Source organism: Microbacterium sp. AC026 (assembly GCF_979258475.1).
Window position 1 is genome coordinate 2459168 of the sequence record NZ_OZ409857.1, and the last position, 16104, is coordinate 2475271.

Annotated in this window: 16 protein-coding genes; 8 read left to right on the top strand and 8 right to left on the bottom strand. The window is 69.4% G+C overall.

The window, feature by feature from the left end; translation table 11 throughout:
- Nucleotides 1-3 precede the first annotated feature (3 nt).
- Genes ACZZ93_RS12340 through ACZZ93_RS12350 form a run of 3 tightly spaced genes read right to left on the bottom strand, consistent with a single transcriptional unit; the run spans nucleotide 4 to nucleotide 3210 of the window.
- On the bottom strand, nucleotides 4-690 hold the full coding sequence (locus ACZZ93_RS12340; RefSeq protein ID WP_463511201.1) for a hypothetical protein: 687 nt from the start codon (nucleotides 688-690) through the stop codon (nucleotides 4-6).
- A 34-nt stretch (nucleotides 691-724) separates the two neighbouring features.
- Entirely contained in the window at nucleotides 725-2488 is a 1764-nt protein-coding gene (cobA, locus tag ACZZ93_RS12345; protein WP_463511202.1) for a uroporphyrinogen-III C-methyltransferase, read from the bottom strand.
- The gene (locus tag ACZZ93_RS12350; RefSeq protein WP_053098067.1) at nucleotides 2485-3210 is read right to left on the bottom strand and encodes a sirohydrochlorin chelatase; all 726 of its coding nucleotides are present in this window, start codon (nucleotides 3208-3210) and stop codon (nucleotides 2485-2487) included. The genes cobA and ACZZ93_RS12350 overlap by 4 nt, the downstream gene beginning before the upstream one ends.
- 220 nt (nucleotides 3211-3430) lie before the next feature.
- Between ACZZ93_RS12350 and dnaK the strand changes: the two genes are divergently transcribed.
- From dnaK to ACZZ93_RS12375, 5 genes are all read left to right on the top strand, one after another.
- Nucleotides 3431-5293, top strand: a complete 1863-nt coding sequence (dnaK, locus tag ACZZ93_RS12355; protein WP_053098066.1) for a molecular chaperone DnaK — start codon at nucleotides 3431-3433, stop codon at nucleotides 5291-5293.
- Nucleotides 5294-5507: 214 nt separating this feature from the next.
- Nucleotides 5508-5936: a nucleotide exchange factor GrpE gene (locus ACZZ93_RS12360; protein ID WP_463511203.1), complete on the top strand. Its 429-nt coding sequence runs from the start codon at nucleotides 5508-5510 to the stop codon at nucleotides 5934-5936.
- 7 nt (nucleotides 5937-5943) lie between these two features.
- On the top strand, nucleotides 5944-6933 hold the full coding sequence (locus tag ACZZ93_RS12365; protein ID WP_053098064.1) for a DnaJ C-terminal domain-containing protein: 990 nt from the start codon (nucleotides 5944-5946) through the stop codon (nucleotides 6931-6933).
- 56 nt (nucleotides 6934-6989) lie between these two features.
- Nucleotides 6990-7421 (top strand): heat shock protein transcriptional repressor HspR, encoded by a 432-nt coding sequence (locus tag ACZZ93_RS12370; RefSeq protein ID WP_053098063.1) that lies wholly within the window; start codon nucleotides 6990-6992, stop codon nucleotides 7419-7421.
- Between the two features lie 73 nt (nucleotides 7422-7494).
- Complete coding sequence (locus ACZZ93_RS12375) at nucleotides 7495-8904, top strand: FAD-dependent oxidoreductase (protein WP_463511204.1); 1410 nt, start codon at nucleotides 7495-7497, stop codon at nucleotides 8902-8904.
- A gap of 63 nt (nucleotides 8905-8967) precedes the next feature.
- On the opposite strand, the gene ACZZ93_RS12380 is transcribed toward ACZZ93_RS12375, so the two are convergent.
- Entirely contained in the window at nucleotides 8968-9612 is a 645-nt protein-coding gene (locus tag ACZZ93_RS12380) for a Pr6Pr family membrane protein (RefSeq protein ID WP_230100937.1), read from the bottom strand.
- A gap of 207 nt (nucleotides 9613-9819) precedes the next feature.
- Between ACZZ93_RS12380 and ACZZ93_RS12385 the strand changes: the two genes are divergently transcribed.
- Entirely contained in the window at nucleotides 9820-10260 is a 441-nt protein-coding gene (locus tag ACZZ93_RS12385; protein WP_056275271.1) for a DoxX family protein, read from the top strand.
- 73 nt (nucleotides 10261-10333) lie between these two features.
- The gene (locus ACZZ93_RS12390; protein ID WP_285363460.1) at nucleotides 10334-10999 is read left to right on the top strand and encodes a GntR family transcriptional regulator; all 666 of its coding nucleotides are present in this window, start codon (nucleotides 10334-10336) and stop codon (nucleotides 10997-10999) included.
- Between the two features lie 51 nt (nucleotides 11000-11050).
- Here the strand turns inward: ACZZ93_RS12390 and ACZZ93_RS12395 are convergent, their stop codons facing one another.
- The 4 genes from ACZZ93_RS12395 to ACZZ93_RS12410 are packed head-to-tail and all read right to left on the bottom strand — an operon-like array spanning nucleotide 11051 to nucleotide 14909.
- Nucleotides 11051-11485: an ATP-binding protein gene (locus ACZZ93_RS12395; RefSeq protein ID WP_285363459.1), complete on the bottom strand. Its 435-nt coding sequence runs from the start codon at nucleotides 11483-11485 to the stop codon at nucleotides 11051-11053.
- Nucleotides 11475-11807, bottom strand: coding sequence for an STAS domain-containing protein (locus ACZZ93_RS12400; protein WP_053098057.1), 333 nt, complete (start codon nucleotides 11805-11807; stop codon nucleotides 11475-11477). Before ACZZ93_RS12400 ends, ACZZ93_RS12395 begins: the two co-directional genes overlap by 11 nt.
- Nucleotides 11791-13752 (bottom strand): glycosyltransferase family 2 protein, encoded by a 1962-nt coding sequence (locus ACZZ93_RS12405; RefSeq protein ID WP_053098056.1) that lies wholly within the window; start codon nucleotides 13750-13752, stop codon nucleotides 11791-11793. Before ACZZ93_RS12405 ends, ACZZ93_RS12400 begins: the two co-directional genes overlap by 17 nt.
- Nucleotides 13749-14909, bottom strand: coding sequence for a PP2C family protein-serine/threonine phosphatase (locus ACZZ93_RS12410; protein ID WP_463511205.1), 1161 nt, complete (start codon nucleotides 14907-14909; stop codon nucleotides 13749-13751). Before ACZZ93_RS12410 ends, ACZZ93_RS12405 begins: the two co-directional genes overlap by 4 nt.
- A gap of 162 nt (nucleotides 14910-15071) precedes the next feature.
- Here ACZZ93_RS12410 and ACZZ93_RS12415 point away from each other — a divergent pair, with 162 nt between their 5' ends.
- Nucleotides 15072-16040, top strand: coding sequence for a tripartite tricarboxylate transporter substrate binding protein (locus ACZZ93_RS12415; RefSeq protein WP_053098055.1), 969 nt, complete (start codon nucleotides 15072-15074; stop codon nucleotides 16038-16040).
- Nucleotides 16041-16104 lie beyond the last annotated feature (64 nt).

The following is a 16104-nucleotide window of genomic DNA, read 5'->3' on the forward strand; positions in this document are numbered from 1 at the left end:
GGCTCACGAGATGACGACGGCGTTCTTGTCGATCACCTCGGCCATCGTCGCGTCGATGTCGCCACCGGTGCAGTCGACGATGACGTAGAGTCCGACCCCGGTCGCGGTGAAGGCGCGCGCCGCCATCGCCCACTGGCGGTCGGCCTCCTGCCCGAGGACCTGCCGGTTCTCGACCTCGGCATTGCCGCCGACCTGGTAGCTGAAGCCTCCGGTGGTCGACAGCGGGGTGATCGCGGCGGCATCCGCCTCGCCCAGGATGACGGCGAGCATCGCATCGGAGCTCACGCTGTCATCGCCGGCCACGGTCGGCACGTCGGGGATGAGCCCCTGCCAGAACTGCGCGGTGCACGTGTCGTCGACCGTGCCGTAGGTCCAGCCTCCGTTGCCGTCGTCCGGCTCGACGATCTTCCAGCCGTCGTCGACGACGAAGCCGTCTCCCCACTGGATGTAGGCGCTCGCCGGGATGTCTGCGCCGTCTGCGAAGGTCATCGACGACGGCAGATCGCCGGAGGGCTCGTCGGAGGGCTGCTCGGACGGGATCGCGGTCGGGGAGGGATCGGGTCCGTCGCCGTCGGGGACGTTCACCGGGATCTGCGCATACAGGCACCCGCTGAGCGGCAGCACGGCCAGCGCGACCACCGAGGCGGCGGCGAGGCGGACGAGCGGCGAGACCTGCGAGATGCGCGTCATGCCGGTCAGCCTAGCCCTCGGTGCGGGCACCGAGTCAGTGCGCTGTCGCGATCCCGACCGCGTCGTGCACGATCACGGACGCGACCCTCGCGCCCGCCCCCGCGGCGACGATCAGCTGCTGAGGGCCGGGGATCGCCGCATCGCCGGCGGCGTAGAGCCCCGGGACGTCGGTGCGCCCCGAGCGGTCGGTGACGAGGTGCCCGTCGTGGTCGATGGCAGGCGCGAAGCCGCGGAGGAACGACAGATCGGTCTCCCATTCGGGGCGCACGAAGCCGCCCTCGACCGTGACGACGGTGCCGTCGGTCAGTCTGATCGCCTCGATGCGGCCGCGGTCGCCGACGAGCTCGGCGATGGGATGCCGCTGCACGGCCACCCCGGAGGCGGCGAGCTCGGCCTCTTCGGCGGGGCTGACGGTGTCGGCTCCGAGGGTGAAGATCGTGAGATCCTCGGTCCAGCGCGCGATGAGGCGGGCTCGCTCGGCGATGTCGGGGGTCTCGCCGATGAGCGCGAGTCGTCGGCCGCGCAGCTCCCACGCGTCGCAGGCGGCGCAGCTGAACAGGCTGATGCCGTAGAAGCCGCGGAGGTTGGGGACGTCGGGGAGGGTCTCGCGCAGGCCCGTCGCGAGCAGCACGGTCCGGGCGGTCACCACGTCGGTGGGATCCTTGCGCCCCACGGATGCCGTGAACCCGCCGGCCGCATCCGCGGCCGGATCGGCATCCGCACCTGCATCCGTCCAGCGGAGTTCGAGCACCCTGACGCGTGTGCGCACCTCGATGTTCGGGTAGGCGGCGAGCTCTTCGCGGGCCATGCGACGCAGCTCGTGCGGGGCGACTCCGTCACGGGTGAGGAAGCCGTGGGAGTTCAGCGTGGCGGCGTTGCGCGGGCGATCGGCGTCGACCACGAGCACCCGCATGAGCGAACGGCCGAGATTCAGGGCGGCGGAGAGGCCGGCGGGGCCGCCGCCGATCACGAGCACGTCGTAGGTGTCCGCCTCAGCAATTCGCACGTCCTCAGTCTGCCATCTCGGAGCTGAGGGTCGCCTAACTCGCGGGGGCCTCGGCGTGCGGGCTGAGCATGACGACGTCGCCGACGACCACGACCGCGGGGAGCGCACCTGCCGCTCGGCGGCGAGATGCGCGATCGTCGCGAGCGTGCCGACGGTGACGCGCTGACGTGCGCCGAACCCGTCCTCGATGATCGCCACGGGGCAGTCCCCGCCGCGCTCGCCGGCCGCGAGCACGTGCGCCGAATGGCCGAGCGTGTTCACGCCCATGAGCAGCACGACGGTGTGGTCGCGTCCGCCACCGAGCGCGACGATCTGATCATGTGCGCTGGCGACGGTGAACGTCTCGGCGATTCCGCGCTGCGTCAGCGGGATGCCGGCGAGGCCGGGCACCGCGACCGCGCTCGTCACCCCGGCGACCACCTCGACGGGAATGCCGGCCGCCTCGCAGAACAGCTGCTCCTCGCGACCGCGGCCGAAGACGAACGGATCGCCGCCCTTGAGCCGCACCACGCGGCGCCCGTCCCTGGCCAGCGAGACGAGCAGTGCGTTGATGCCGTCCTGCGGCACCGGGTGGTGACCGGGGAGCTTGCCGACGTCGACCACCTCGGCATCCAGCAGGACGCCGTCCTCGGCGAGCTGCGCGAGCACGGCCCGGGCTCCGAGACGGTCGGCCACGATTACATCGGCCTGCTGCAGCGCACGCAGACCGCGCAGAGTCAGCAGGCCCGCGTCGCCGGGTCCGGCACCGACCAGCGTGACCGTGCCGACCCGGGAGGGCGTGTCCGGGGTCATGACCGTGCGGCAGTGGCGGGCAGTCGAGCCGCCGCCTCGTCGTATCGGGCGATGACGAGGTCGATCAGCGGCTGCGGCACCGTCACGCCGTCGAGCAGGGGCGCGGTGACCGAGCGTCCTGCGGTCTGCCTGATCGTGAGGTCGAAGAAGAAGCCCTGCGCGAGCAGATAGGTCGAGACGACCGCGTCGGGGTGCGCGGCGATCGATGAGGGCAGGTCGGGCTGCCGGGCCGCGAGATAGGCGAGCTCGACCTTCGCGCCGAGTCGCAGCGAGAGCAGGGAGGCCATGGCCTCGGCATCCGTCACCGACGCGGGGTCGCGAGAGCCCGCCACCGCGAGGATCACAGGCTCGAGCCGTGCCGCGTCGGCGGACGTGGCGGAGGCCGCACCTGCTGCCGCGAGTCGATCCGCGAGCACCTCGGCGAGCCGGGGGTCGGGTCCCATCGCGTCGCTGACGACGGCGTCCGGCTTCTTCGCCGCCATCCCGTGCAGGTCGTGGTGCACGTGGAAGCCGCGCGACAGCAGCAGCGGCACGATCACGACCGGCCCCTCGATCGTCGGAAGGAGGTCGGCGGCATCGGGCTGCTGCACGTCGACGAAGGCGCTGCGCACCTCGACGTCGGGAAGCGCGGCGGCGACCGCATCGACCAGGTCGGCGATCGCCCGGGCACCCTCGGCATCCGAGGTGCCGTGCGAGACGGCGAGCAGGATGGGGCGGCTCATGGTGCGACTGTAGGCGAGCCGTGTGACGACGGTGTTTCGAGGATCTCGCGGCGCCTCGGGTGCGAATGTGCGCGTCTGGTCGCAAAGTTGAGCCGGGTTGTATCAACTTCATTTGACAGCCTCGGGAGGTCGGAGTACAGTTGAGTCATTGCGACTCAGGTTTCCCTGATCGCCCCGGATTTCCAGACCCACATCAACCTCAGCAACAAAGGAGAATCACATGGCACGTGCTGTTGGAATCGACCTCGGTACGACGAACTCCGTCGTCAGTGTCCTCGAAGGTGGCGAGCCCAAGGTCATCGCCAACGCCGAGGGCTTCCGCACCACCCCCTCGGTCGTCGCATTCACGAAGGACGGCGAGGTGCTCGTCGGCGAGACCGCGAAGCGCCAGGCCGTCACGAACGTCGACCGCACCATCGCATCCGTCAAGCGTCACGTCGGCACCGACTGGACGTTCGACGTCGACGGCAAGAAGTGGACGCCGCAGGAGATCTCCGCGCGCATCCTCCAGAAGCTCAAGCGCGACGCCGAGTCCTACCTGGGCGACACGGTGACGGATGCCGTCATCACCGTCCCCGCGTACTTCAACGACGCCGAGCGTCAGGCCACCAAGGAGGCCGGTGAGATCGCGGGCCTCAACGTCCTGCGCATCATCAACGAGCCGACCGCCGCAGCCCTCGCCTACGGCCTCGACAAGGGCAAGGAAGACGAGCTCATCCTGGTCTTCGACCTGGGTGGCGGAACCTTCGACGTCTCGCTCCTCGAGGTGGGCAAGGACGACGACTTCTCGACGATCCAGGTGCGCTCCACCGCGGGTGACAACCGCCTCGGCGGTGACGACTGGGACCAGCGTCTCGTCGACCACCTGATCAAGCAGTTCAAGGAGACCACGGGCGTCGACGTCTCGGGCGACAAGATCGCGCTGCAGCGTCTCAAGGAGGCGGCTGAGCAGGCCAAGAAGGAGCTCTCCTCCTCGACCAGCACCAGCATCAACCTGCCCTACCTGTCGCTGACCGAGTCGGGTCCCGTCTCGCTCTCCGAGACCATCACCCGCGCGAAGTTCGAGGACCTCACCAAGGACCTCCTCGACCGCACCAAGAAGCCGTTCGAGGATGTCATCCGCGAAGCCGGCATCAAGGTCGCCGACATCGATCACATCGTGCTCGTGGGTGGATCGACCCGTATGCCCGCCGTCGCCGAGCTCGTCAAGCGCGAGACCGGCAAGGAGGCCAACAAGGGCGTCAACCCCGATGAGGTCGTCGCCGTGGGCGCAGCCCTCCAGGCCGGTGTCCTCAAGGGTGAGCGCAAGGACGTGCTGCTCATCGACGTCACGCCCCTCAGCCTCGGAATCGAGACCAAGGGCGGCATGATGACCAAGCTCATCGAGCGCAACACGGCCATCCCGACCAAGCGCAGCGAGACCTTCACCACGGCAGACGACAACCAGCCGTCCGTCGCGATCCAGGTCTTCCAGGGCGAGCGCGACTTCACCCGCGACAACAAGCCGCTGGGAACGTTCGAGCTCACCGGAATCGCCCCGGCTCCCCGCGGCATCCCACAGATCGAGGTCACGTTCGACATCGACGCCAACGGCATCGTGCACGTGTCCGCCAAGGACAAGGGCACGGGCACGGAGAAGTCGATCGTCATCTCCGGCGGCTCGTCGCTGTCGAAGGAGGACATCGAGCGCATGGTGCGCGAGGCCGAGGAGCACGCGGCTGAGGACAAGGCGCGCCGCGAGGCCGCCGAGGTCCGCAACCAGGCCGAGACGCTCGCGTACTCGATCGACAAGCTGATCACCGAGAACGACGAGAAGCTGCCCGAAGACGTCAAGACCGAGGTCAAGGCCGACGTCGACGCTCTGAAAACGGCTCTGGCCGGCGACGACGACGAGGCCGTGAAGACCGCGTTCGACAAGCTGAACCAGTCGCAGGGCAAGATCGGCGAGGCCATCTACGCACAGTCCCAGGCAGAGGGCGCTCCGAGCGCCGACGCCGCGGGCGAGGCTCCGGCCGATGACACCTCCTCCGACGAGGACGTCATCGATGCCGAGGTCGTCGACGACGAGGACGAGAAGAAGTAATCATGACGGACAAGAACTTCGAAGGTGACGACGAGGTTCGCAGCGAGGGTCGGATGCTCAGGCATCCGGCCCCGCGCCGCAGAATCCCGACTCGCGCGAGGCCGCGGCCGCAGAAGGATCCGACGAGACGCCGGTCGACGGCGCCCCCGACGATCTGACGGTCGATGACATCCTCGGCGCCACCCAGACCGGCGAGGCCGCAGCAGAGGATGCTGTGCTCGCCGACCTGGAGTCGACGCTGCTGAACGACCTCAAGCGCCTCCAGGCCGAATACGCCAACTACCGCCGCCGCACCGAAGAGCAGCGCCAGGTCGAGATCGAGCGCGCGAAGGGCGAGGCCGCCAAGGGCCTCATCCCCGTGCTCGACGACCTCGACCGCGCCGCGCAGCACGGTGACCTGGTCGAGGGGACTCCCTTCGCCGTCATCGCCGGCAAGGTGCGCGCGGTCGTCGAGCGTCTCGGTGTCGTCTCGTACGGCGAGAAGGGCGAGGAATTCGACCCGCAGCGTCACGAGGCGATCTTCCAGCAGCCCACCCCGGGCGCCGACAAGACCACGGTGCTCGAGGTCGTCGAGGTGGGTTACCGCCTCGGTGACGTCGAGCTGCGTCCCGCGAAGGTCGTCGTCGCCGTACCCGCAGAGTAGGTGATCGATGGCTAGCCAGGACTGGTTCGACAAGGACTTCTACAAGACCCTCGGGGTCACGAAGGACGTCAGCGACGCTGATCTCAAGAAGACGTACCGCAAGCTCGCTCGCAAGTATCACCCCGATTCCAATCAGGGTGATGAGAAGGCGGAGGCGAAGTTCAAAGAGGTCAGCGAGGCGTACTCCGTGCTCTCTGACGCCGAACAGCGCAAGGAGTACGACGAGATCCGCGCGATGGGCTCGGGCGCACGCTTCACGGCGAGCGGCGCGGGCGCGGGCGGCTTCGAAGACGTCTTCAGCCGGTTCGGGCAGCAGGGGCGCGGGCAGCAGCAGTCCGCCGACTTCGAGGACATCTTCGCGATGTTCAACCAGGGTCAGGGCGGCTCGTTCGGCTCCGGTCGGTTCGGGCAGACCTCCGGCGGATACCGCGGTTTCGGCGGACCCCAGAAGGGGGCCGACGTCACGGCGCGCACCACGCTCGACTTCGTGACGGCCGTGCAGGGCGAGACGATCACCCTGCAGGGCGAAGACGGCAAGCCGTTCAAGGTCAAGATCCCCGCGGGCGTCGCCGACGGTCAGAAGATCAGGCTGCGCGGCCGCGGGCGTCCCTCGCCCGACGGCGGCGAGAGCGGCGACGTGGTGGTCCAGATCGCTGTGCGACCGCATCCCGTCTTCACCCGTGAGGGGCTGAACCTGCGCGTCATCGTGCCGGTGACCTTCACGGAGGCCGCCCTCGGCGCGACCATCGAGGTTCCCACTCTGAGCGGCGACACGGTCAAGCTCCGTGTCGCGCCCGGTACGCCGTCCGGACGCGTTCTGCGCGTCAAGGGGCGTGGGGTCACGACCTCGAAGGGCACCGGCGACCTGCTCGCCGAGCTGCAGATCGCGGTGCCGTCGCACCTCGATGAAGCCGCTCGGGAGGCGCTGGAGAAGTTCCAGGCGCTCGAGCCCTCGGAGAATCCGCGGGCCGACCTGATGGCCAAGGCCCGCCGCTAGAGAACCGCAACACCTGATGATGACGAACGCGAACACCGAGGAAGAGGTGAGGGAACATGGCTGACCAGCACATGGATGCCGACACCCCGGTGTTCGCGATCGCCGTCGCCGCCCAGCTCTCGGGGCTGCACCCGCAGACCCTGCGACAGTACGACCGCATCGGGCTCGTCGTGCCCGGCCGGACGTCCGGCGGCTCACGCCGATATTCGACCCGCAACATCGAGCAGCTCCGCGAAGTCGCTCAGCTGTCGTCGGAAGGCGTCAGCCTTCCTGCGATCGCACGCCTTCTCGACCTCGAAGACGAGAACCGGATGCTGCGCCGCCGCGTCGCCGAACTCGACGCCGCTCTGCGCGCCGAGCGCGAGAACCGCCCGGGCATGCGCGTCTTCGCAGCAGGATCCGCCGGTGTGATCCCGATGCCCAGTGGTCGCCGCATGCGTCGATCGGCCGAGGTCGTGCTCTGGCATCCGGGCAGCGGCCGGGGCTGACAGCTCGCGGCTCGCAGGGTGCAGCCGGCACGCGTCGTCCACCCGCGCGCGGTATCGTTGCGACACGATGAGGATGACGCGTCGCACACTGCTGATCGGCGCCGGAGCCGGTGTCCTGGGAGTCCTGCTGGCCTCCTGCACGCCCGAGCCGGCGCCGTCTCCCACGCCCGATCGCTCGCCGACTCCGAAGCCGACCGCCGGGTCGATCACGCCCGCGGCGTTCGCCCGCAGCTCCTGGACGACCGACCCGTTCGCGCTGGGCGCCGCGAGCTTCACTCCCGTCGGCACGCAGGCGAGTGCCCGCGAGGCGCTGGCCGAGCCGATCGACGACCGCCTGTTCATCTCCGGCGAGGCGACGGATGTCGACGCGCCGGGCACGATCGCGGCTGCGCTCCGATCTGGAGACCGCGCCGCCGATCAGCTCCTCCGCGCGGCCGACAGCGGTGAGCGTGTGGCGATCGTCGGTGCAGGACTCGCGGGTGCGGCCGCCGCAGCCCGCCTCGTCGCCGAGGGGCTGCAGGTCACGGTGTTCGAGGCCCGCGACCGCGTCGGCGGACGCGTCCAGTCCGTGGTCGACGACAAGGCCTGGCCGTTCCCCGCTCAGCTGGGCGGCTGGCTGCTCGGGTCCTCCGACGACGTCCTGCTCGACGCTCTCAACGCCCTCGACATCCGCACGGTACCGGTCACCGGCTCGCTGTGGCGGTCGACCGACGGCGACGTCGAGCCGGTGCCGATCGAGCCGGTGCAGGCCGCCATAGCGACTGCCCAGCAGGGCCTGACCGACGCGTCTCTCGACGACGCGCTCGCGGCGGCGGGTGCCGACCTCGAGGAGCCGGGGCTGGCAGCACTGCTCGCCTCGGTGGCCGCCAGTGCCGGCGCCGATGCGTCCGATGTCTCGACGTGGTTCCCGCCGCGACTGCCGGTCGACGAGATGCTGGCGCCACTCGGCGACCTCACTCCGGCGATCGAGGGGCTGCTCGAGGGTGCGAAGCTGAGCCTCTCGTCGCCGGTCAGTCGCGTCGCCTACGACGAAGCGGGAGTCAGCCTCGGCATCGCCTCGGGCGAATCGCTGTCGTTCGACCGCGTGCTGATCACGGTGCCGCTCGGTGTGCTGAAGAGCGAGGGCCTGCAGTTCTCTCCCGCACTGCCCTTCGGCCACCGCGGAGCGATCGCCGAACTCGGCATGGGGCGCATCGAGACGGTGTGGCTGCGCTTCGAGGATCCGTTGATCGTGGCGGAGCCCGAGCCCGAGCCCGAGGACGGCGCCGATGCAGCGGATGCCTCCGCCGCCACGCTCTGGCATGTGGTCGGAGGCGATGCGCTGATCCGCACGTGGATCAACCTCGCACCGGCCACCGGCGAGAACGTCGTGGTGGGCATCGTCGGCGGAGAAGCGGCGGGCGCATTCGCCGAGCTGAACGACCAGAAGGCGGTCGAGGCCGCGATCGCCTCGCTCGCACCGTTCCTCAGCGCCCCTGCCTGATCGCACGAGCCTGCTCGCCCCCTGCCTGATCACGCGAGCCTGATCCCGCCGGCTCGAGCGTGCTCAGACCTCCGGCCGCTCGTGGCCGCGCCGTCGCATCCTGCTGACGAGCACGATCACCGTCGCGACGAGAGCGAAGATCGCCAGGGCCACTGCGCTGGTGATCAGGAACTCGGGCGGGCCGGACACCTGCCGCGGGTCGAGGAAGTAATACGGGTACCAGCCCACCGACGGTCCGCGCCACATGGTGACGCCGCCCCAGGCGAGCGGGAAGGTGAGCGCCGTCGGCACCACCCACCACGGCACCCCGCGGTGCCCGGGGGTGAGCACCCAGGCGAGGGCCGTGCAGGCCGGCAGGTAGAAGTGCAGCACCTGGTCCGACCAGGGCACGTCGACGCGGATGCCGCGCAGACCCGCCTGCCAGACGATGAGCGCGAAGGCGAGCCCTGCCGTGATGGTCCAGGTGAGCACGAGGGCCAGAGCCACGGTGAACCAGCGGGGGTCCGTCGCCCGGATGAAGGCGAGCACCGTGCCGATCAGCAGCACGACCACGAGGGCGCAGTTGGACTGCACGGTGAGATAGGCGAAGAAGTTCTCGCCGGCGATCGTCCGCGAGCTCAGACCCCAGAAGAGGCGGTGCACGAGGGCGACGGTGCAGACGGCTGCTGTCGTCAGGCGCAGCACGCCGAACACCGATCGTGCCCTCACCTTCGCCTCTGCCCCTTTCCGGCCGTGCCCGATGTTCCCGTATATCGCGCATCATGCCATCCGGCGAGTCTACGGAAGAGAACGCGGCGGCAGTCTGCCCCGCGACTCGTACAGGAGACGGAAAAGTCGTCTTCATAGCGTGGATGCAGGGATCGCCCCTGCTCCGCGCCTGGCGCGCGGTGTCCTGCCACGAAGGAACACCTCCTCATGACGAACACCACCCGCCCCTCTGCCGCCGCCTCGCTGGGACTGCTCGTCCTCCGCGTCGTGGTCGGCGCCGTCTTCGCCGCTCACGGAGCGCAGAAGATCTTCGAGTACACCCTCCCTGGAACCATCGGCAGCTTCGCAGGCATGGGCATCCCTCTGCCCGAGATCGCGGCTCCGGTCGTCGCCTTCATCGAGCTGATCGGCGGCATCCTGCTGGCGCTGGGACTCTTCACGCGCCCCGTCGGCATCCTGCTCGCGATCGACATGATCGTGGCCCTGTTCGCGGTGCACCTTCCGGCGGGCCTCTGGGTCGGCGAGGGCGGCTACGAGTTCGTCGCGGTTCTCGGCGTCGCGGCCCTCGCGCTCGCGTTCACCGGTGCGGGCCGCTTCTCGCTCGACGGTGCCTTCCTGCGCGGTCGGGTTCCCGCCTGGCTCAGCTGAGCGTGCGGGGGAGCGCCCCACGGGGCGTTCGCCCGTCGGTGTGTATCCTGTCAACAGTTAACAGGAGGTCACCGTGACACAGACCGTCAAGCGCGGAGAGTCCCTCGGCGCGCAGGTGGCGCAGGTCCTGCGTCAGCGCATCGTGCGCGGCGAGCTCTCGCCCGGCGCGCGCATCACCGAGGAGGCCCTCGCCGAGGAGTTCTCGGTGAGCAGGGGGCCGATCCGCGACGCCCTCACCCAGCTCAGCTTCGAGAAGCTCGTCGAAGTGCAGCGCCCTCGGGGCGTGTACATCACCGGGCTCTCGCAGGACGACGTGGATCAGCTCTACAGTCTGCGCGGCGCCCTCGAGCAGCTCGCGCTGTCGCGCGCCATGAGGGTGGAAGACGACGAGCGCTGGGCATCGATGGCGGCTGCGGTCGATCGCATGAGTGAGGCCGCAGACAGGGGCGATCACGCCGCCTTCGTCGCCGCCGACCTCGAGTTCCACTCCGAGATCTACGTCCTCGCCGACCATCCGCGTCTGCAGGGCGCGTGGAGTCAGTACCTGCCGACCTTCGCGTCGCTCCTCGAGGTGACCATCAACCACGACGACGACCTCCACGAGTCGTCCGACGACCACATGAAGCTCATGGAGGTGATGCGCTCCGGCAGCCCCGACGAGGCTGCGGCGGTGCTCACGGCCCACCTCGACGGCGCACGCGACCGGATGCTCAGCGAGCTCGCCGACCGACCCGCCTGACGGCGCCTGCGCGTCGGATCTCTGACGGTCTCCGACAGATCTCCGTCCGGATCAGGCGGGAGGCGTCAGGCGACGACGCAGCACCCAGGTGTTGCCGGTCGCATCGCCGCTGTGCTCGAAATCGTCGAGCACAGCGCTCGACAGGGCGAGGCCGCGTCCGCTCTCGCTGTCGACGCCGGGCATCGTGACCGCATCCCAGTCGATCCTGGCCGGATCGGCCGTGTCGACGAAGGTCGCGACGAGGTCGTCGGAGCCGACCTCGATGTCGACCTCGACGGTGATGCCGACATCCGGCTCGCCCTGCGCGTCAGCGTGCGTGGCGATGTTCGTCGACACCTCGCTGACCGCCAGTGCGAACAGCGTACGGTCCTCGGGCGCCACATGCGGGGCGGACTCCCAGAGGGCGTCCAGGGCGTCGAGGACGTGCTCGACGAAGGCGGGGCCGGCGAGGCCCGCGACGTGCGCCCGGCGCTCCTCAACGCCCATCGAACGCCGTCTCGGGTGTCGGGTGGTCGAGCAGCACGCGGTCGAGGTTCGTCAGGTGCAGCACCGTCCGCACCGCCTCGGGCACTGCCGCGATGCGCAGATCGCCGCCGGCGACCCTGGCGCTCTTCAGACCGCCGACGAGGGCTCCCAGCCCCGACGAATCGACGAACTGCAGGTCGGCCATGTCGATCACGATCCTCGACTCGCCTCCGGCCACGAGGTCGTTCACCGCCTTGCGGAGCAGCGGTGCTCCCGTCGCCGTGAGGCGTCCGGACAGGGAGATCACGGCGAAGCCGTCCCTGATGTCAGTGCTGAGATCCATGGTTCTCCTCCTCGAGGGTTCGGGCCGGTCCGCGGTAGCGGGCGGCTTGGATGATGACGCTGAGCACGACGAGGTCGTACAGCACCCACACCGTGTTGACCAGGGTGCCGGTGCCGTCGCCCGTTCCGATGACGACGCGGGTGATGCCGATCACGAGCGCCACGCTGAGCACGACCATCGCGGTCAGCTGCGGCCAGATCTCGCGCCACGGCACTCCTCGCGGATCCCGTCCGTCTTTGCGCGTCACGGCGAACGACAGGGGGCGGCCGAAGACCACGTTCGCGAACGCCGTCCAGCATGCGCGGATCCAGACCGGGAACAGCGCGAGCGAATACTGCTGCCCGCGCCAGGTTCTCAGCCCCTTGGCGACCACGAGGAACAGCAGCTGGTTGACGAGGAAGTAGGGCAGGAACCGCACGAAGAAGTCGACCGACCAGGCGGTCACCGGAAGCACGCCGAACACCAGGTAGACGACCGGCGCCGTGAGATAGATCACGGCGGCGAACCCCGAGAGATAGCTCCACATCGTGGCGAAGTACATCAGCCGCTGCCCGATCGACAGTCCGCGCTTCGCGAGCGGGTTGTCGCGCAGCATCACCTGCAGCGTGCCCTGTGCCCAGCGCAGGCGCTGCGTCAGCATCGTCCGCAGATCCTCGGGCGCGAGGCCCTTCGCCAGGATCTCGTGGTGGTAGACGCTGCGCCAGCCGAGCGAGTGCAGCTGCATCGCGGTGGCCATGTCCTCCGTGACCGAGATCGTGGCGAGCGGAAGGATCGGCTGCGCCTCGTCGCCGCGGTCGAGGCGGAGAGCGTCGAGCAGCGCTCGTACGGCGTCGAGAGCAGTGATCGGCGACAGATCCGACTGGGCGAGCGCCGTCAGGCCCGCCTCGTCGACGACGATCGCGTCGAGTTGCGCATCGTGGGCGATCGGCAGGGAGCCCAGCTCCGCGAGGTCGGATCTGATGCCGGCGAGATCCTTGGCGACCAGGATCACCGAGGCGTTGTGCACCGCAGCCAGCACCGCGTCGGCGACCTCGCGCACGGGCGCCCCGCCGGCGAGATCACGACGGCTCTGGCCGATCGTCACGTGCAGTGCGAAAAGCTCGCGACGGAGTTCGGGATCGGATGCCGAGCGCATCTCCTTCTCGACCAGGGTCTCGGAGGTGCGCAGCGCGCGAGCCGCGGTGTCCGTCACCTCGCGCACGTAGCCGATGATGCCGAGCTGCATCAGGGCGTCGCGACGGAGCACGGCGTTCGATCCGCAGAAGAACGCCGCGTTCCAGCCGTCCTTGCCCTGCTGGATCGGGCCGTAGAACAGCGGCGCCTGGCTGCCGAGCGGATCGGCCTCGTCGACGTTGACGAACCACTGCGGGGTCTGCACCACGGCGACCTCCGGGTCGTCGGCGAAGTACCCGAGCGTGCGGTGCAGGATCAGCGGATCGGGGATCTGATCCGCGTCGAGGATGAGGAGGAACTCCCCGTCGGTCTCGAAGAGCGCGCTGTTGAGGTTGCCCGCCTTCGCGTGACGGGGCTTGCCCATCCAGTCGTCGGAGCGGGTGAGGTAGCCGATGTCGGCGTCGCGGGCGGCCCGCTCGAGCTCGGGTCGGGCACCGTCGTCGAGGATCCAGGTGGTGTGCGGATAGGCGATCCCGCGCGCTGCTCGCGCGGTCGTCATCACGAGCTCGATCGGCTCGTTGTACGTCGCGATGAACACGTCGACCGTGCCCTGAGGCGGCGACACGGGAGCCGGCCGCTCCTTGGCCCGCCACATCGTGAGACAGAAGAGGAAGGTGTCGATCAGGCTGTAGGTCTCTGCGATCACCAGGGGCACGGCGATCCACCACGCCGACCAGTTCACCGATTCGAGCCAGCGCCACGCGACGTAGTTCACACCGAGCAGCACCGACAGCACCGCGATGATGCGGATCGCGGCGAAGCGGGCGGTCATGCGTCGCGCCGCACCACGACCACGGTGATGTCGTCGGTCGCTCGATCGTCCGAGATGAGCTGCAGCGCCTCGTTGATCGCCCCATCGGGACCGAGCGCGTCGAGCACGCGGGCCACGTGGGCGAACGGGTCATCGGCGTCGAGCACGTCGAGCAGGCCGTCGCTGCAGCACACGAAGGCGTCTCCGGGTTCGAGGCGCGTGCTCCGGGACTCCCGAGCATCCTGGTCCGGAAGGGCGGCGCCCATCCCCAGGGGGAGGCCGGTCGAGCGAAGGTGCTCCCACGAGCCGTCGGCTCGGAGGATGAACGCGAGGCTGTGCCCGGCGTCGATCACCTCGAGATCGCCGGTCTCGGGCTGCAGCTTGGCGTGGACCGCCGTCACGAACATCGTCGTCTCGGAGAGGTCCTCCTCGAGCAGCCGGTCGGCGTCGGCGACGGCCTCGGCGATGCTGCGCTCGGGAGCGGTGCGCAGTGAGGCGCGCACGCCCGCGGCGACGATGGCGGGACCCGTGCCCTTGCCCATCGCGTCGGCGAGGGTGATGCGCAGCGCGCCGCCGTGGAGGCGGAGGTCGTAGAAGTCACCCGCCAGGCGGCCACGCGAGGCGCCCCCGCCCGCGATCGTGTAGCCGGCGATGGTGGGGAGCGAGTGCGGTCGCAGCGCGCTCTGGATCAGAGTGGCCTGATCGAGCTCGGCGTCGGCCGCGAGCTCGGTCTGCACCCAGAAGGCGAGGTCGCGCAGCAGGTCGCGCTGCGCCTCCGAGAAGGTGTGCGGCTCGGTGTCGAGGACGCACAGCGTTCCCACCGGTTCGCCGCCGGGTGCGTGCAGCGGGTGCCCGGCGTAGAACCGGAGGTGCGGATCACCGACCACGAACGGATTCGCCGCGAAGTTCTCGGTCGCGCTGGCATCCTCGATCACCACCGTGCGGTCCTGGCCGACCGTGTAGTCGCAGAACGAATCCTGTCGGGGCGCCTCTCGCCCGCCGAGTCCGATCTCCGACTTGCGCCACTGGCGGTCGCCGTCCAGGAGCGAGACGCTCACCATCGGCATACCGAACATCTGCTGAGCCAGCCTGGCGACCCGATCCACTCGTTCATCCCGTGGTGTGTCCAGGATCCCGAGTTCCTCCAGTGCCTGCTGGCGTCTGCGTTCATCGAACATTGCTCCGCTCCCCTCGTAGCTGCTCTCATACTCGCACCTGCCGGGGCGCGGATGACAGGCGGTGGCGGAGAGTTGTATACCGGTATCAGTGTTGACTGTTAACAGTCAACACTGATACGGTCAGGGGTCGACAACAAGGTCGACCCACGTAGAGGAGCAAAGATGCCCCGCAAGCGCATCACCCGGGCCGCCGCCGCTCTCGCGGCCGTCGCCGCCACCGCTCTCGTCCTGTCGGCCTGCACGAAGGTCGAAGAGGGTGAAGACGCGGAATCCGCCTTTCCCGAGAATGACATCCGTCTGATCATCCAGGCGAACCCGGGCGGTGGATCCGACCTGTCGTCGCGTGCCCTCGCGACCGAGCTCGAGGGCATCCTCGGCGTCAGCGTGATCCCCGAGAACATGCCGGGTGCGGCAGGGGCTCTCGCGATGGAGTACGTCGGATCGCAGGATCCGGACGGCTACGTCATCGGGTTCGCCCCGGTCGAGATCGCGATGCTCAACACCACGCAGAGCGCGAACGTGCTGCCCGAGGACTTCGACCTGCTGGGCCAGATCATGCTCGCCCCCGGTGTCGTCACGGTCGGCGCGAACAGCGGCATCGAGACTCTGGAAGACCTGGTCGCCCAGGCCGAGGCCGGCGCCGTGACCGTCGCCAACTCCGGCGCGGGTTCCATCTGGGAGGCCGCGACGATCGGCCTCGGCGACGCGACCGGCGCCGCGTTCACGCCGGTTCCCTATGACGGTGGAGCGACGGCGGTCGCCGCCGCCGCATCCGGTGAGACCGTCGCCGCCGTGTCCGGCCTGGGCGAGGCTCTCGCGCAGGGCGAGGCCGTGCGCATCCTCGCAGTCCTCAACGACGAGCGTCACCCCGACGCCGAGGACGTGCCGACAGCCGACGAGGCGATCGGCGAAGACGTGGTCTTCGGCGGCTGGGGCGGCATCTACGCCCCCAAGGGTCTGCCGGATGACGTGAAGAGCGAGCTCGAGGCCGCCGTCAAGGAGGCCGTCGAGTCCGACACCTACCAGCAGTTCCAGAAGGATGCCGGCAACCTCGTGGTCTACCGCGACTCGGCCGAGTGGACGACGTTCGTGAACGAGCAGTTCGACCTGTTCAAGGACCTCCTGGGCTGACCGGCTCCGACTGCGGGGTCGGCCGCACGCCGGCCCCGCAGTCCGCCGCCGCACGTCAGACCAG

Bases quoted from the DNA above. Each gene is read 5' to 3' on its own strand.
- ACZZ93_RS12350 (WP_053098067.1), bottom strand. From the start codon at position 3,210: ATGAGCCGCCCCATCCTGCTCGCCGTCTCGCACGGCACCTCGGATGCC.
- ACZZ93_RS12400 (WP_053098057.1), bottom strand. From the start codon at position 11,807: ATGGATCTCAGCACTGACATCAGGGACGGCTTCGCCGTGATCTCCCTG.
- ACZZ93_RS12405 (WP_053098056.1), bottom strand. From the start codon at position 13,752: ATGACCGCCCGCTTCGCCGCGATCCGCATCATCGCGGTGCTGTCGGTG.
- cobA (WP_463511202.1), bottom strand. From the start codon at position 2,488: ATGACCCCGGACACGCCCTCCCGGGTCGGCACGGTCACGCTGGTCGGT.
- dnaK (WP_053098066.1), top strand. From the start codon at position 3,431: ATGGCACGTGCTGTTGGAATCGACCTCGGTACGACGAACTCCGTCGTC.
- ACZZ93_RS12410 (WP_463511205.1), bottom strand. From the start codon at position 14,909: ATGTTCGATGAACGCAGACGCCAGCAGGCACTGGAGGAACTCGGGATC.
- ACZZ93_RS12370 (WP_053098063.1), top strand. From the start codon at position 6,990: ATGGCTGACCAGCACATGGATGCCGACACCCCGGTGTTCGCGATCGCC.
- ACZZ93_RS12385 (WP_056275271.1), top strand. From the start codon at position 9,820: ATGACGAACACCACCCGCCCCTCTGCCGCCGCCTCGCTGGGACTGCTC.
- ACZZ93_RS12340 (WP_463511201.1), bottom strand. From the start codon at position 690: ATGACGCGCATCTCGCAGGTCTCGCCGCTCGTCCGCCTCGCCGCCGCC.
- ACZZ93_RS12415 (WP_053098055.1), top strand. From the start codon at position 15,072: ATGCCCCGCAAGCGCATCACCCGGGCCGCCGCCGCTCTCGCGGCCGTC.
- ACZZ93_RS12365 (WP_053098064.1), top strand. From the start codon at position 5,944: ATGGCTAGCCAGGACTGGTTCGACAAGGACTTCTACAAGACCCTCGGG.
- ACZZ93_RS12375 (WP_463511204.1), top strand. From the start codon at position 7,495: ATGACGCGTCGCACACTGCTGATCGGCGCCGGAGCCGGTGTCCTGGGA.
- ACZZ93_RS12395 (WP_285363459.1), bottom strand. From the start codon at position 11,485: ATGGGCGTTGAGGAGCGCCGGGCGCACGTCGCGGGCCTCGCCGGCCCC.